Below are 14,555 nucleotides of genomic sequence, written 5' to 3'. Positions count from 1 at the left end.
AGAAAAGCCTCCGCCTCTTTCACTCATTACAACTGTAAATAAACCACCTGGGTCTGCAGATATTCATGCAGGCCATGTTTACCATCTGCGCCGCCAATACCGGATTTACGCCATCCGGCGTGGAAGCCTTGCATAGCTTCGAAGTTTTCACGGTTAATGTAAGTTTCACCAAACTTCAGCCCTTTAATGGCTTTCATCGCGACGTTCAAATTTTGGGTATAGATTGATGAGGTCAGGCCGTAATCACTGTCATTAGCCATTGCGATAGCCTCTTCCAGCGTGTCAAATGCGACCAATGGCAGCACCGGGCCAAAGGTTTCCTCGTGCATAATCGACATTTCCTGGCGAACATCCAGTAGCAATGTCGGCGGATAATAATATCCTTTCCCCTCTACCGCTTTGCCACCCAACGCCACTCTCGCCCCTTCTTCTACTGCGCGCGCCACTTTTTGCTCGACCCTTTCCAGCGCCGCGGCGTTAATCAACGGCCCCATCGCAATGTCGTTGCGTTCAGCGGGGTTACCAAATTGAACCGCCTGCATCGCTTCACCCAGCCGATTGACGAACTGATCATAAATGCCTTTCTGTACATAAACACGTTCTGCACAGTTACACACTTGCCCACTATTAATGACGCGTGAATCAACGATGGCTTTGACTGCCAGTTCAAGATCGGCATCGTCCATTACGATAGCTGGTGCTTTACCACCCAATTCCAGGCACACTTTGGTGATGTTTTTCGCCGCAGTCGCCATAATCTTTTCACCTGCAGAGACGCTGCCTGTCATACTGACCATTGCGACCTTTGGGTTACCCGCCAGTTCTTGCCCAACGGTTTCACCACGCCCCAGAACAAGGTTAAACACGCCGCGCGGAAGGCCTATTTCATCGACGATTTTGGCGAATGCAATCGCATTGTTTGGCGTAAATTCACTGGGTTTAATGACGATGGTATTACCGGTCAAAAGAGCGGGAGCCATTTTGCGGGCAATGAGGAAGAACGGGAAGTTCCACGGCAGAATGCCGGTAGTCACGCCAAGCGCACGTTTAAACAGAAGAATATTTTCTCCTGGACGATCGCTTTGAATAATCTCGCCTTCATAACGCCGTGCCCACTCCGACATGTAATCGATATAGTCCGCAGTAAAAGCCACTTCGACTTCAGCCAACTGCTGGATCTTGCCCCCTTCTTCAACAATCAGCGCACTGATTTCACTGGCGCGTTCGCGGATCCCGGCGGAGATTTTGCGCAACCAACTGGCGCGTTCAATAGCAGGCAACGCTTCCCATTCTGGTTGTGCACGTTCTGCTGCATCGATTGCTTTACGGGCATCCTCGGCCTGACCATCGGGAATGCGGGAAATGACAGCCTCTGTAGCAGGGTTTACCACATCAATCCATGCGTCTCCACGCCAGGTAACAAACTGTCCATCGATATACATAGGATGTTGAACGGGTACTGACATGGGCGACTCCTGTGATTTATATGTTTGTTTTCGGTGAATACATTGTTAATTAACATCAATCATCAAAGAGACGGCATCGTGAAAGGACAATTCTGTGAAGGGCTTCATAAAAACAAGTGTAAAAGGAATAAAAGGCAGAAATAAACGTCAGGAGTCATGCCCGTTTGCAAACAAGTGGTTCACAAACGGGCAATTTTTAACGTAACGAGCGACTTTCCATCGCCTCGATGAGCACCGCATCGTGTTTCAGCGTTTGCCATGCATGGATGACTTCTGCCGGAAAATCAACGTGAACGATAAAATCTCGCCCGCGGGGACCGTAGCCATCGCTATCATCGTGTAAACGCGGCAGCTCGCCAGTGAGTAGTGATAGATAACGCTCAACCGGCCATAATCCTTGTAACTGATTAATAAAGATTACACTGTCTGCGTTATTTCCTAACTGAGGAACGAATCCGGGATAACTTAACCAGCGTGGTGCATCGGGATTGTCCCCAGTCATACGGCGGAACGTCGCCATCGTGCGCCGCTGCATGGTGGGGTCCTGAACAACGATAGCCGTATGAACTCGTTCTACGGCCTGATTCAATAGCGCGATGCTAAAGCGTGCGTTTTCACCGCAGTTTGTTGACTGGTCTTCAATCCAGATTTTTTCATGCGGAATGTGCCAGAACTGATGAGCGATATCCGCCAGGATGGTAGCTTCTGCTCTGCCAATGGTGCGGATAGTGTTGTAGTGCGGATGCTGTGCGATAGCGCTATACAAAAAAGTTGTCGAGTGACCGATACCACCACTAATCAGTAGAGGAATTTGCTGATCGCGGGCAATCTTACATGCCGCATCGATAGTCGGCATAACCGCATTGCCTGCAAGGATCACGCAATCGGCCTGATACGGCATCTCACCGGAGAAATCATCCTGCGCCAGCCACTGTCCGATAACATTTATGGCATCTATGGTTGCCGTCGAAAGCGTCGGAAACGGGGTATTGTTCATGGTTCCTCCTTATCGTTCCCTCAAGAATACTGCGTGAGATAATAGTAAGAAGCGGAGCACTCTGAAAGGAGGAAGTCGTATTTCCTTAACCGCCACTCCGCAAGCCTGACATATCTTTTAAGGAAATGCTGTAGATAAACATTATTCATCTTGCAGCTGAGAATTGTATTTTTCTGAATTCCTGAATTTTTGCCCTTACCGTTTTAGAATTAATAAAAAACCCGGCGCTAAATGCTTACCGGGTTTGAGATTTATCAGGCAAATAGCAGGGTTAACCGCTAATCTGCTCCATCGCCTGCAAAATACGCTTATCCGAAATCGGATAAGGCGTACCAAGTTGTTGAGCGAAGTAGCTGACGCGCAGCTCTTCTATCATCCAGCGGATCTCTTTCACGTCTTCATCCTCACGACGTGCAGGCGGTAGTTTGTTGAACCATTGCTGCCACGCCTGCTGGACGTTTTCGACTTTCAGCATCTGAGCACGGTCGCGATGTGGATCAACCGCCAGTTTTTCCAGCCGTTTTTCAATCGCCTGCAAATAACGCAGCGTGTCGCCCAGCCGTTTGAAGCCGTTACCAGTGACAAAACCGCGATATACCAGCCCGCCCATCTGCGCTTTGATGTCAGAAAGCCCCAGCGCCATAGTCATATCCACCCGCCCTTTCAGGCGTTTGTTGATATTGAACACTGCCGTAAGGATTTGCTCGACCTGCTTCGCAATATCCACCACCGTGTCGTTCAGTTCAGCGCGCACTTTTTCATGCAGCGCAGCAAAGCCTTCTTCCGTCCAGACCGGGCCACCATTGGCATCAATCAGTTGATCCACACCGCAGGAGATACAGTCGTCTATCAGCTCCAGCACTTTGCCATACGGGTTAAAGTACAGCCCAAGTTTGGCTTTGTTTGGCAACTTCTCATGCAAATATTTGATTGGCGATGGAATATTCAGCAGCAGTAGACGGCGAAGACCGTTCCACATTGCCTGCTTTTGTTCCAGCGGATTATCAAACAGTTTGATCGCCACGCTGTCGCGTTCATCCACTAGCGCTGGCCACGCCTTCACTTTATAGTTGCCACGCTTCTGTTCGTAGCTTTCCGGCAGCTGACCAAAACTCCAGATATGTAAGCCGCTCTGCTCGATACCGTCATCCGCCACCGCAGACAGCGTTTCCTGCACTTTGCCTTTCAGCGCATCTTTCAGATCTTGTAGAGAGCGCCCTTCTTTTAGCTTCTTGTTTTTGTCATCCACCACGCGGAAGGTGATTTTCAGGTGATCGGGCACCTGATCCCAGTGCCAGTCTTCGCGGTCAACGGTAACGCCGGTCATCCGCCGTAACTCGCGCTCAAGGCTGTCGAGCAACGGTAACTCCAGCGGTGTGACGCGGCCTAAAAACGCTTCGGCGTAGTTTGGCGCGGGCACAAAATTACGCCGTACCGGTTTCGGCAACGATTTAATCAGAGCAATCACCAGTTCGCGGCGCAGACCGGGGATCTGCCACTCAAATCCGCTCTCCTCCACCTGGTTAAGTAACGGCAGCGGGATATGTACCGTCACGCCGTCCGCATCCGCCCCTGGCTCAAACTGATAACTCAAACGCAGCTTGAGATTGCCCTGATGCCAGAAGTTCGGGTAATCCAGCTTGCTGATCTTTTCCGCCCCTTCTTTGATCAACATGCTCTTTTCAAAGTTGAGCAAATCAGGCGTTTCGCGGCTGACTTTTTTCCACCAGCTGTCGAAGTGACGTGCGGAGATCACATCGTGGCTGATGCGCTGGTCGTAAAACTCAAACAGCGTTTCGTCATCCACCAGAATATCGCGGCGACGTGATTTGTGTTCCAGCTCTTCCACTTCGGCCCGCAGTTTCAGGTTTTCACGGAAGAATGCGTGACGCGTCTGCCAGTCGCCTTCCACCAGAGCGTGGCGAATAAAGAGTTCACGACATAACGCCGGATCGATCTGGCTGTAGTTGACCTTACGCGCAGCAACAATCGGCAAACCATAAACAGTGACTTTTTCCGTTGCCATCACCGCGCCCTGCGTCCGTTCCCAGTGTGGTTCGCTGTAGGTGCGTTTAATTAAATGCTGAGCAACGGGTTCTACCCATTCAGGGTCGATACGCGCAGCAATGCGCCCCCACAGGCGGCTGGTTTCTACCAGTTCCGCCACCATTACCCATTTCGGCGGCTTTTTAAATAAGCCGGAACCGGGGAAAATGGAGAAACGCGCGTTACGTGCGCCGGTATATTCTTGTTTATCGGCATCTTTCATGCCGATATGGGAAAGCAAACCGGTCAGTAAGGCGATGTGAATTTCGCGATACTCCGCCGGTTCGCTGTTAACCGGAATGCCAAGTTCTTTTACCACCTGGCGCAACTGGGTGTAGATATCCTGCCATTCGCGCACGCGCAGATAGTTGAGATAATCGGTACGACACAGGCGACGGAAAGCGTTGGAAGAAAGCGCCTTTTGCTGCTCGCCAAGATAATTCCACAGATTTACAAACGCGAGGAAGTCGGATTCTTTGTCGTGGAAGCGACGATGTTTTTCGTCCGATGCCTGCTGTTTGTCCATCGGTCGTTCGCGCGGATCCTGGATGGAGAGCGCGGACGTGATAATCATCGCCTCACGCACGCAGCCATGTTTTTGCGCTTCCAGCACCATACGCGCCAGACGAGGATCGACAGGCAATTGCGAAAGCTGGCGACCGAGCGGCGTCAGTTTATAGGCGCTGGCCTGTTCATCAGTGGTGATCGCGCCCAGCTCTTCGAGCAGACGCACGCCATCCTGGATATTACGTTTATCCGGTGCTTCGACAAATGGGAACGCGGCGATATCGCCCAACCCCAGCGCGGTCATCTGCAAAATAACCGAGGCCAGGTTAGTACGCAGAATCTCCGGATCGGTAAACTCCGGGCGCGAGAGGAAATCGTCTTCGGAATAGAGACGAATACAGATCCCTTCGGACACACGACCACAGCGGCCTTTACGCTGATTGGCAGACGCCTGAGAAATCGGCTCAATCGGCAAACGCTGCACTTTAGTGCGATAGCTGTAGCGGCTGATACGCGCCGTACCTGGGTCGATAACGTATTTAATACCCGGTACGGTCAGCGACGTTTCCGCGACGTTGGTCGCCAGCACAATGCGCCGTCCACTGTACGACTGGAACACGCGGTTCTGTTCGCTGTTCGAAAGCCGCGCATAAAGCGGCAAGATTTCGGTATGGCGTAAGTTCAGCTTGTTCAGCGCATCGGCGGTATCGCGAATTTCCCGCTCACCACTCATAAAGATCAGAATGTCGCCAGGGCTTTCCTGGCTCAGTTCGTCTACAGCGTCAAAAATCGCCTGCAGCTGATCGCGCTCGGTATCATCGGCTTCTTCAACAATCGGGCGATAGCGCACTTCCACCGGATAGGTCCGACCGGAGACTTCGATAATCGGCGCATTATTAAAGTGGCGCGAAAAGCGTTCCGGGTCGATAGTCGCGGAAGTGATAATGATTTTTAAGTCAGGACGCCGCGGCAGCAACTCTTTCAAATAGCCGAGCAGAAAATCGATATTCAGGCTGCGTTCGTGCGCTTCGTCAATAATGATAGTGTCGTACTGCATCAGCAGGCGGTCTTGCTGGATCTCCGCCAGCAGGATACCGTCGGTCATCAGCTTGACCATCGTGTTATCACTTACGTGATCGCTGAAACGCACTTTGTAACCGATGCAACCACCCGGCTCCGTTTTCAGCTCTTCCGCAATACGGTTCGCCACCGTTCGAGCCGCCAGACGACGCGGCTGGGTATGGCCGATCAGCCCTTTAATCCCGCGGCCCAGCTCCATACAGATTTTCGGTAGCTGAGTCGTTTTACCGGAACCCGTTTCCCCGGCGACGATCACCACCTGGTGATCACGAATCGCTTCGAGAATGTCCTGCTTTTTCTGACTAACCGGCAAATTGTCCGGATAAGTGATTTCCGGTCGTGCCGCTTCACGCAGCAGGACTTTCCCTGCCGCATGGTCAATCTCTTTCGCCATCTCCTGGAAAATGGCCTGTTGTGCATCAGGATTTTTAACCTTCTTCACGCCGTGCAGACGGCGAGAAAAACGCAGTCTGTCGCGCAGCATCAGCGAATCCAGCCGCTGCTGCAAGGCCGTAAAGGTCAATTTTTGTTGTTCTGTCATAACGTTAGTGGGCAGTAGGCTGCCTGATTAATTTTCTTTTAAATGATAGATATAGAGTACCACATCGCGGCTTTCTATGCGTTGTTCAATAAATTCGAACATAGGCTTCGATTTATTGCGCTATCTCTGTGGCAGGATTGTGAATAAAGTGTCAACAAGCAACGGGGCATCGCCCATTCAAACATCTATAAGGAAACACCATGAGCAAGGTATTAGTTCTTAAATCCAGCATCCTGGCAGGGTACTCTCAGTCTAATCAGTTGTCCGATTATTTTGTTGAACAATGGCGCGAAAAGCACTCCGCTGATGAAATCACCGTGCGTGACCTGGCTGCAAATCCGATTCCGGTACTGGATGGCGAACTGGTTGGTGCACTGCGTCCGAGCGATGCGCCGCTGACTCCGCGTCAGCAGGAAGCTCTGGCGCTTTCCGATGAGCTGATTGCCGAGCTGAAATCCCACGACGTTATCGTTATTGCGGCACCGATGTATAACTTCAACATCTCGACTCAGTTGAAAAACTATTTTGACCTGGTTGCACGTGCAGGCGTTACTTTCCGCTATACCGAGAACGGTCCGGAAGGTCTGGTAACGGGTAAAAAAGCCATCGTTATTACCAGCCGCGGTGGGATCCACAAAGATGGACCAACGGACCTGGTGACGCCGTATCTGTCCACGTTCCTGGGCTTTATCGGCATTACTGATGTGAAATTTGTCTTCGCCGAAGGGATCGCATACGGTCCGGAAATGGCAGCGAAAGCGCAGTCTGACGCGAAAGCAGCTATCGACAGTATTGTTGCTGAATAACCGGACACGATCTTGATGTGGACTGTAGATATTCAGTCCACATCTCAATCCGCTTACCTGTTTGCCCATAATTTCAGCATCGCTTTGTGCTCTTCCGTAAGCATAATCCGCGAGCGTCTGGCTCGAATATAACTAATCGCTTCATCAACGGTTTTACAATGTCCGTAACATAACAGCCATGCCGCCACTACCAGCGCACTGCGCGATAATCCCAATGCGCAATGGACCAGAACGCTGCCTTGCTCTTCGCGTAATGTTTCCAACATCGCCACGGCCTGTCGGAGCTCCCCCTCTTCCGGAACCACCAGATCCAACATCGGTACACAAAAATAGAGTCGATCTTTTGTCGCTCGTCCGCGAGGGAATTCAAAGGTGACGTCCAGAACCGCATTCTTTGCCGGAATATGTCGTGGAAACGCCCCTAAATAAACACCAGCAGTAATTTTGCTCACCGGCTCCAAGCGAAGGCAAAACCAACGCATAGACAGCCACATCCCGATGCGCCATGGCAATGTCAGCCAGTAAACGGCGGGCGGGAGTTTCCCTTGACTATCTTTACCTGTTGTTATCGCGCCAAGCCCACCGTACCCACGGCCAATAATGAGTAGCGATAATACTGGCCAACATAACCAGACTGACCACCATAACTGAAGCATTATCATTAGCTCCATCAACACAATGCACGCGCACGCGCCTACGACATATGGCAGTGCTATTTTGATTCGACGTTGATCAGGTTTCTGATAATTCCAACGACGGTCGACGGGCACCATCCAGTCAATCAACATACCTACCGCCAGCCCTGTGATGACATCAATAAAATGATGCTGCCATGTCGTTAGCGTCGAAATGGCGATGAGTAAAAACCATCCGCCGCAGACTTTACGCCACCTCACAGCCAGATGCTGACGAAAGTGACGCCAAAGTAGCCAGCAGAGAATAATATGCAGCGAAGGAGACTGGTTATAAGGCAGATCAAACAGTTCAAGTTGCGAAAATAGCCATCCTGTCACCCCACTCACTTCAGGACGGATAAAACTAAACTTCAGCGGGTAGAGAAAAAAACCGCAGCAGGCCATTACCGTTGCCAGAATAAGCCGGTGGACAAGTCGGCGCTGTTCGAATGTCGAGCTACAAACGAACAGCGAAAATCCATATAAAAGATCCAGACTCCAGTAAGGAACAATAGTCCAGGGAAGAAAAGGGATCGCCGTTTCCCAACCGAATACCTGACTGGGGATATCATGGCTGTTAAGGTCCTGAACCGCGGTGAACTGATTAAGAGATCCATAGGTGAAGAAGAAAAACGGGGCCAGCAACAATAACCAGCCAGCTCCTTGTAGCAATACGTTCCGGCGTTCAGTTATCACGACGCACCGCCATCGAAACCGTAAAAATACCCCATTCATCAATCCGTTGTGTGCATTTATCAAATCCGGCATCATGCACAAGCGAATCCATCTCCCCTTGCGAACGCACGCGCATCACCCACGGTTTACCATCTTTATGACTGGTTAACACCCCGGCAATCAGTTCCAGTTGTGGGTGCCACGGCTGCCCGGTGTAGATGAGAATGCCACCCGGATCGATGGCATTGGCAAGACCTGCGAGTGAGTTTTTTACCTGCTCATTTTCGGGAAAAAGCTCATACAGGCCAGAGACAATCGCCAGCGTAGGCCGCGGAGTTAACGTGCTGAGTTCTGCCGGATTAAACGCATCGCCCTGTTCAAAACGCGCCCGCCCAGACATTCCCCGTTGGGCAATCATCTCTTGCCCTTGTGCAACATTTACCTCACTGTAATCACGTAACAAAATTTCGCTTATGGCGGGCTCGTTTGCCAGCGCATCCAGTACATAGCGCCCATGCCCTGCGGCAATGTCAACCACGCGGACGGCTAAACCTTTGGCGTGGAGATGGGCAACGGCTTGTTTAATCAGCATTTGTAAATGGGTTTTGCGCTGGCGAATACCGCGCCAGCCAACACTGTTCAGGTAGATTTCGTCGATAAAGCGCCCGAATGCGTTACTGCCTTGCGGTTGATTTTGATAGACATAATCCAGCGAACTGCCTGAATCAAAGCCGGTACTCATTCCGAGATGCAGGCCCGCAGAGTGCGCCCCGAACAGTTTCATCGCCTTTCGCATAAAGCGATACGCCAAATCAACCGGCGATAACGGCACGGGTCCACCAGAAAGGAGCCGCCATCGATCCGCTGATGGTCCTGTGCGGTCTTCATGCTGATAATCAAATTTTTGCGACTTGTTAGCATATAAGCGACTAATAAAGCTTTGCATTTTTTCAAATGCCTGCGCCCTGTTCTCTTCACCCAACGTGTCGTGATAAAAGCCTGGCAGCAGATGCAGCTCTTTCAGAGGACTACGTAAATGCTGATAAAAATCAATTTGCGGTTGGCGATGCACCACATAGTCATCGCCTGATATCAGAAGTTGCGTGGGGAGCGTAATCGCCGCCGCATCGCTAACAATACGTTCAGACGTTTTATAGAGATCGAGCAAGATATTGACGGCAATCGCCCGTGTGATCAGCGGATCATTATTGAAACTCGCCACCCGTTGCCGATCGTGGGTCAAATAGCGTCCTTTCACATAGGAATTAATAAAAAACAGACCACGCAGACGATGCCATAACGCCAGCCCAGGACGTGCCAGCGGCACATACAATTTAACCTTAAAGGCCGGAGAAGCCAGCACTAGTCCGCGAATAGCTGGCGCATAATCATGACCCCATGTGGCAACCAGCACTGCGCCAACGCTTTGCGCGATCACAACCACCTCTTCCAGTCCAACCTGGCTGTCGCTGGCAGCAAAACGGACAAATTCATCGACATCCTGCACTGAACGCGCAAGAGACGGACTATAACCACGCGGCCCCGAAGTTTGTCCATGCCCTCGGGCATCCCATGCATAAAAAGCAGTATCTGGCATCGCCAGTTCATCAACGATATGTTGTAGACGACCAGAATGTTCATGACCGCGATGAAATAAGACGATGACCTTTTTCGCCCCTGGCTGTAAAGTGGGCCAGTGCCGATAAAACAACGCTGTATTATCACTGGTGGTAAAAAAATGTTCCCCAGGGATGCGTGAATTTTCCATTTTCTCTATTTTCCTTCAGTAACAGCAGTAGCGAATAAAATAAAAAAATACCGGAGCGGTGAAAATTAATGAGTCAATCCTGTCAAGGAGTCCGCCATGTCCTGGTAATAGTTTTCCACTATCTTTAACACCAACATCTCGTTTGATGGCTGACATCACTACATCGCCGCAAAAACCACTAATACCAATTAACAAACCCGCTAATAATGCCTGTAATGTATCTAGCGGTGTCAGCAACGGTCCAATAATCAGTGACGCAATCATGGTGGTGATTACGCCGCCCATCAGACCTTCCAATGTTTTTACCGGGCTGACTTTAGGGACCACTTTTCTTCTGCCGCAGGATTTTCCCCATAAATACTGTGCAATATCGTTTGACTCGGTTAATGCCAAAAGAAATAACACCAGTAACGCCCCGCCCTGGATATTTGTGGTTGGCAACATTAATAACCAGGCGGCATGACTCAAGGTGAAAACGGTCATTATCCAGCCACAAAAAATGGCGCTCACGGTATGCAGAAAACCGGAGGTATCACCTACTAAAACTCGCCAGGTGGCTAATATCAGAAACCCAGCCAAAGGTATAAATAACAGAAACAGCTCAAAGGAATTAAAACCGATAAGCAAATAGTTAAGAGGAATAACCCAATATAACCAACGCGGAAAATGTACGGATATAAGCGTACAATATTCTTTCAATGCCAGAAAACTTATCAGCGCAAAAAACGTCAACGTCATCCAGCGTGGACCTGAAATCACCAGTGAAAAACAAATGACGATGCCCCACCAGGTACGAATACGTAATGTAACCTCACCCCCTTTTCTCTCCGGTAACCGCCATACCAGAAAACGGTTTATCAGCGTTGCTAAAATTAACAACGCGAAAAGTGTTGCCAGAGATTTTTCCAGCATTATCTTTCAGCACTCATAAAAAGCACACTCCGACAACGATTAATCGCAGTCCAGAGAAGCAGAATTGAAGCAATGCTCCATAAAAGATTATTCCATTGCATCCACTGTGGATAAATGGCAACGGCTAGCCCCCACAGACCAAATATTAACGCGCGATCGCTTTTGCCAAATGGACCGGCATAACTGCGAATACCGTTAATCGTCTGCGCGAGTAAACCGCAAAACTCAGTCAATATGGTGCAAAATAACATGAGTATTACGAGTGATGCGTTACTTTCCGGTAAAAATAAAAACGGTAAATAGAGCGCAATATCGGAAATAACATCGCCAGTTTCATTCAAAATCGCCCCCAGACGTGTTTTCTGATTGCACTCACGCGCCAACATGCCATCCAGCGCATTGAGCGCCATACGGATAAAAAGCACGATGGGCAATAGCAAAAAGAGGATGGGTTGTGCGACCAACATCAACAGCAATCCGGTAAAAAGAGAAAGCGCCAGTGCAGCAAGAGTGATGTGATTCGCTGTAACATGGTGCTTATAAAGCCAAAACATCGTCGGTCTTAACAGCATCTGAAAGAGCGGTTTTATCTGGTAGAGCGTCATTATCAATCCTTGATAATTCTGTTTGCGCTATGGTGCATCAATTGCCCTGACAGAGATATCGCAACACGCCGCTTCATTAAAAATTCAGAATATATCAAGGTATTGGGGACTCACCGTCAGGAATGCTTATCCCCAATAAATCAAGTGGTTAAAAATTATTACGCTGTTATTCAATACAACTCATCAAGTTTTCTCATCGCTTGTTCCCGTATTGCGCGCGTCTTACCGTTAAGCGCCAGCTGCCGAACTAAATCCAGTTCAGGGTTAACAAGCTCTAACGCCAGCAAAGGATCACGTTTCAGCCTCGCCTTTAATACATCAACTGGAAAACGGGGATTATTCATCGCCACAATCCACCACTCGGGATCAATTTCTGCCGCCAGTACTGCAGGCGGTGTGTGGCGGTTGTTAAGTGCGCCGAACTTGAAAAATGTGAGATTGCTTTTCGCCAGTGTACTCCACCATATACGATCCGGTTGTTTTGCCAGTTTATCCAGTTGCGCTAATGCATCGGGGTCAAGTGCATAATAAACACGTAACGCTTCGTTAACCTGCGCACGAGAGCTGTTTTCCTGCCTCAGAAAAAACTTCGCCCAAATATCATTGCGTGGCATATTTTGCTGTAATTCCTTGAGGACAACAGCGGGTAAATTATCCCAACTAACTAATGCACTCTCTAAAAAGTCCCAGCCTTCCGAACGTATCAGAGAGGTGGCATTTAATAGCATCTGGTCATCAACTTCACCGTGGCTAATCAGCTCAGACAAAATCATATCAGCGCTGGTTTCATATGCTTCTGAATCTGCTTTGGGATTATTTTTTCGATGCGATAAAGCGCGATGCCAAATTTTTTGTTTCATCGCCGTACTCAGATACTGATTTTTCGCCAGATTACTCCACCCCGTAGGATCGTTGAAACGTGTCAATAACCGTTGTAAAGCAGCGTCAGAGTGAATTACCTGCATATCCCCACAGCAAAAATAGGCAGGAAATTTTTTCTCCATCTTTTTAACAAAATTAAACTGTAAGTTATCTGGCAACGCTAAAAATAACGCACCTATTAGATCATCGTCATTCTCGAATTTTTGGTATAAATATACTGCTATTTTGTCACTCTCTTGTGGCGTCATCCGCAACAATTGACCATGGTGTTTCATCTCTGCCAGCTTGAACGCTAAGTTTGTGACAACATTTTTTGATGAATCTTTCGCCAACTGCATTGCCTGATTGTAGGTGAGTTGTCCTCCAGCACCGACCTGACGAATTGTGGGATCATCACTGCGGATATAGCCATCTATAATGGATTCGGGCAATAACCATGCATCTTTATAAAGCCCCTCAATGACCCAATCTCTTTTCGCCAGAGTCATGACGATATCCAGAGGGAGATTTTCACGTAGCGCAAGATTCAACGGACCGGCACCACCAGGTAGAAGGCTAATTCGCGTCATTATTTCGACAGAGAGCGGTTCACGGTTGAGCAAACCCAGAACAACAGGCTGGTAACCCAATTGCTGATCGGTCAACTCCAGAATCTCATTGTCAGGCATATATCTCGCCATACTTGCAATCGTTTGTTCATCATTGCTATTAATAAGTTGTTTGCGTAGGTTGGCTGAAATTCCTTTAAGCCTTGGGAGAGTTCGCATTATGGCAAGATCAAATGTCGCAATGTCTCGTCCTTCAAATGCAGCAACTTTGCCTTCATCCAGCATTTGCAATTCCTGCACTAACTCAGGAGAAGGCTTAGGGCGAAACAGCGCTTCTTTTTTCATCAGATTACAGACATTCCCTGCCATGCGAATATTGCTTCGCTTAAAAATTTCTTTCAGAGCATCTTCATCATTTATTAGGCCCCAATAATATGCATCAGGATTTATTATCGTCAGCGCTTTTTTGACATTTTCAGTGTCATTTTTGTCTCCCGCACGGACCATGAATTCACTATTTGTCGAAGACACAACAACAGGTGCAATTATGTCATTGATAAATATCCCACGCGCATTAATACTTCCCTTAATCGTAGACGGATTATCGTAATATGAGTCGATAAATACCAGTCCACTTGCATTTATCGAACCGGTAATTAACAGTGGTGAATCCGTAACTATATTCGTTGCCGTCACGTTACCGAGAATAACCCATGGATTAGAAAGAGAGAAAGTGGAAATATTACCTTTGACTGTCAAATTGCCAAGAACAATCAATTTTTGATTACTCTCTATATTACCTTCTACCACTAAATCGCCACGATGCACTTTCCAGTCCGATGCAGATAAACCGAAGGGGACAAGATTCACGCTACTGTTGATAGCTTGTTCAACTTGTTGTTTATCTTCAGCGGTAGCCGCAGAAAAAAATGGTTCAATATCAACTGCATTTGCAACACATCGAAGTTCCGCCTGTACTGGAAGACTCAGCATAAACAGGGGAAGTAAACCTATCCAGCTGCAAATCCTGGGCTTAAACATATGCACT

Annotated in this window: 9 protein-coding genes; 1 reads left to right on the top strand and 8 read right to left on the bottom strand. The window is 48.9% G+C overall.

Annotated elements, in window-relative coordinates; all coding sequences use genetic code 11:
- Positions 1 to 26: 26 nt before the first annotated feature.
- From aldA to hrpA, 3 genes are all read right to left on the bottom strand, one after another.
- On the bottom strand, positions 27 to 1,466 hold the full coding sequence (aldA, locus tag ACJHXB_RS15930) for an aldehyde dehydrogenase (protein WP_000115960.1): 1,440 nt from the start codon (positions 1,464 to 1,466) through the stop codon (positions 27 to 29).
- A gap of 196 nt (positions 1,467 to 1,662) precedes the next feature.
- Positions 1,663 to 2,463 (bottom strand): DUF218 domain-containing protein YdcF, encoded by an 801-nt coding sequence (gene ydcF, locus ACJHXB_RS15925; RefSeq protein WP_001066481.1) that lies wholly within the window; start codon positions 2,461 to 2,463, stop codon positions 1,663 to 1,665.
- Positions 2,464 to 2,734: 271 nt separating this feature from the next.
- On the bottom strand, positions 2,735 to 6,637 hold the full coding sequence (gene hrpA / locus ACJHXB_RS15920; protein ID WP_000139531.1) for an ATP-dependent RNA helicase HrpA: 3,903 nt from the start codon (positions 6,635 to 6,637) through the stop codon (positions 2,735 to 2,737).
- 200 nt (positions 6,638 to 6,837) lie between these two features.
- Between hrpA and azoR the strand changes: the two genes are divergently transcribed.
- Complete coding sequence (azoR, locus tag ACJHXB_RS15915; RefSeq protein ID WP_000048963.1) at positions 6,838 to 7,443, top strand: FMN-dependent NADH-azoreductase; 606 nt, start codon at positions 6,838 to 6,840, stop codon at positions 7,441 to 7,443.
- Positions 7,444 to 7,496: 53 nt separating this feature from the next.
- Here the strand turns inward: azoR and ACJHXB_RS15910 are convergent, their stop codons facing one another.
- The 5 genes from ACJHXB_RS15910 to ACJHXB_RS15890 form a co-directional block, all read right to left on the bottom strand.
- Positions 7,497 to 8,789 carry a phosphatase PAP2/dual specificity phosphatase family protein gene (locus ACJHXB_RS15910; RefSeq protein WP_024185225.1) on the bottom strand — a complete coding sequence of 431 codons (1,293 nt, stop codon included), beginning with the start codon at positions 8,787 to 8,789 and terminating at the stop codon, positions 7,497 to 7,499.
- A 13-nt stretch (positions 8,790 to 8,802) separates the two neighbouring features.
- Positions 8,803 to 10,560, bottom strand: a complete 1,758-nt coding sequence (locus ACJHXB_RS15905; RefSeq protein WP_000431876.1) for a bifunctional alpha/beta hydrolase/class I SAM-dependent methyltransferase — start codon at positions 10,558 to 10,560, stop codon at positions 8,803 to 8,805.
- A gap of 15 nt (positions 10,561 to 10,575) precedes the next feature.
- Positions 10,576 to 11,472 carry a phosphatidate cytidylyltransferase gene (locus ACJHXB_RS15900; RefSeq protein WP_001604558.1) on the bottom strand — a complete coding sequence of 299 codons (897 nt, stop codon included), beginning with the start codon at positions 11,470 to 11,472 and terminating at the stop codon, positions 10,576 to 10,578.
- The gene (locus ACJHXB_RS15895) at positions 11,472 to 12,077 is read right to left on the bottom strand and encodes a CDP-alcohol phosphatidyltransferase family protein (protein WP_000177493.1); all 606 of its coding nucleotides are present in this window, start codon (positions 12,075 to 12,077) and stop codon (positions 11,472 to 11,474) included. Before ACJHXB_RS15895 ends, ACJHXB_RS15900 begins: the two co-directional genes overlap by 1 nt.
- A 170-nt stretch (positions 12,078 to 12,247) precedes the next feature.
- Positions 12,248 to 14,548 carry a DUF2773 domain-containing bactofilin gene (locus ACJHXB_RS15890; protein WP_000476140.1) on the bottom strand — a complete coding sequence of 767 codons (2,301 nt, stop codon included), beginning with the start codon at positions 14,546 to 14,548 and terminating at the stop codon, positions 12,248 to 12,250.
- Between the last annotated feature and the right edge of the window lie 7 nt (positions 14,549 to 14,555).

Origin of the sequence: Escherichia sp. WS3227_2, assembly GCF_046486495.1 — a bacterium.
Classification (GTDB): domain Bacteria; phylum Pseudomonadota; class Gammaproteobacteria; order Enterobacterales; family Enterobacteriaceae; genus Escherichia; species Escherichia coli.
This window is presented reverse-complemented; position numbering and strand designations above follow the sequence as displayed.

What these genes read in the sequence shown, in the direction of transcription:
- azoR (WP_000048963.1), top strand. Translation starts at nt 6,838, where the DNA reads ATGAGCAAGGTATTAGTTCTTAAATCCAGCATCCTGGCAGGGTACTCT.
- ACJHXB_RS15895 (WP_000177493.1), bottom strand. Translation starts at nt 12,077, where the DNA reads ATGACGCTCTACCAGATAAAACCGCTCTTTCAGATGCTGTTAAGACCG.
- ydcF (WP_001066481.1), bottom strand. Translation starts at nt 2,463, where the DNA reads ATGAACAATACCCCGTTTCCGACGCTTTCGACGGCAACCATAGATGCC.
- hrpA (WP_000139531.1), bottom strand. Translation starts at nt 6,637, where the DNA reads ATGACAGAACAACAAAAATTGACCTTTACGGCCTTGCAGCAGCGGCTG.
- aldA (WP_000115960.1), bottom strand. Translation starts at nt 1,466, where the DNA reads ATGTCAGTACCCGTTCAACATCCTATGTATATCGATGGACAGTTTGTT.
- ACJHXB_RS15900 (WP_001604558.1), bottom strand. Translation starts at nt 11,472, where the DNA reads ATGCTGGAAAAATCTCTGGCAACACTTTTCGCGTTGTTAATTTTAGCA.
- ACJHXB_RS15890 (WP_000476140.1), bottom strand. Translation starts at nt 14,548, where the DNA reads ATGTTTAAGCCCAGGATTTGCAGCTGGATAGGTTTACTTCCCCTGTTT.
- ACJHXB_RS15905 (WP_000431876.1), bottom strand. Translation starts at nt 10,560, where the DNA reads ATGGAAAATTCACGCATCCCTGGGGAACATTTTTTTACCACCAGTGAT.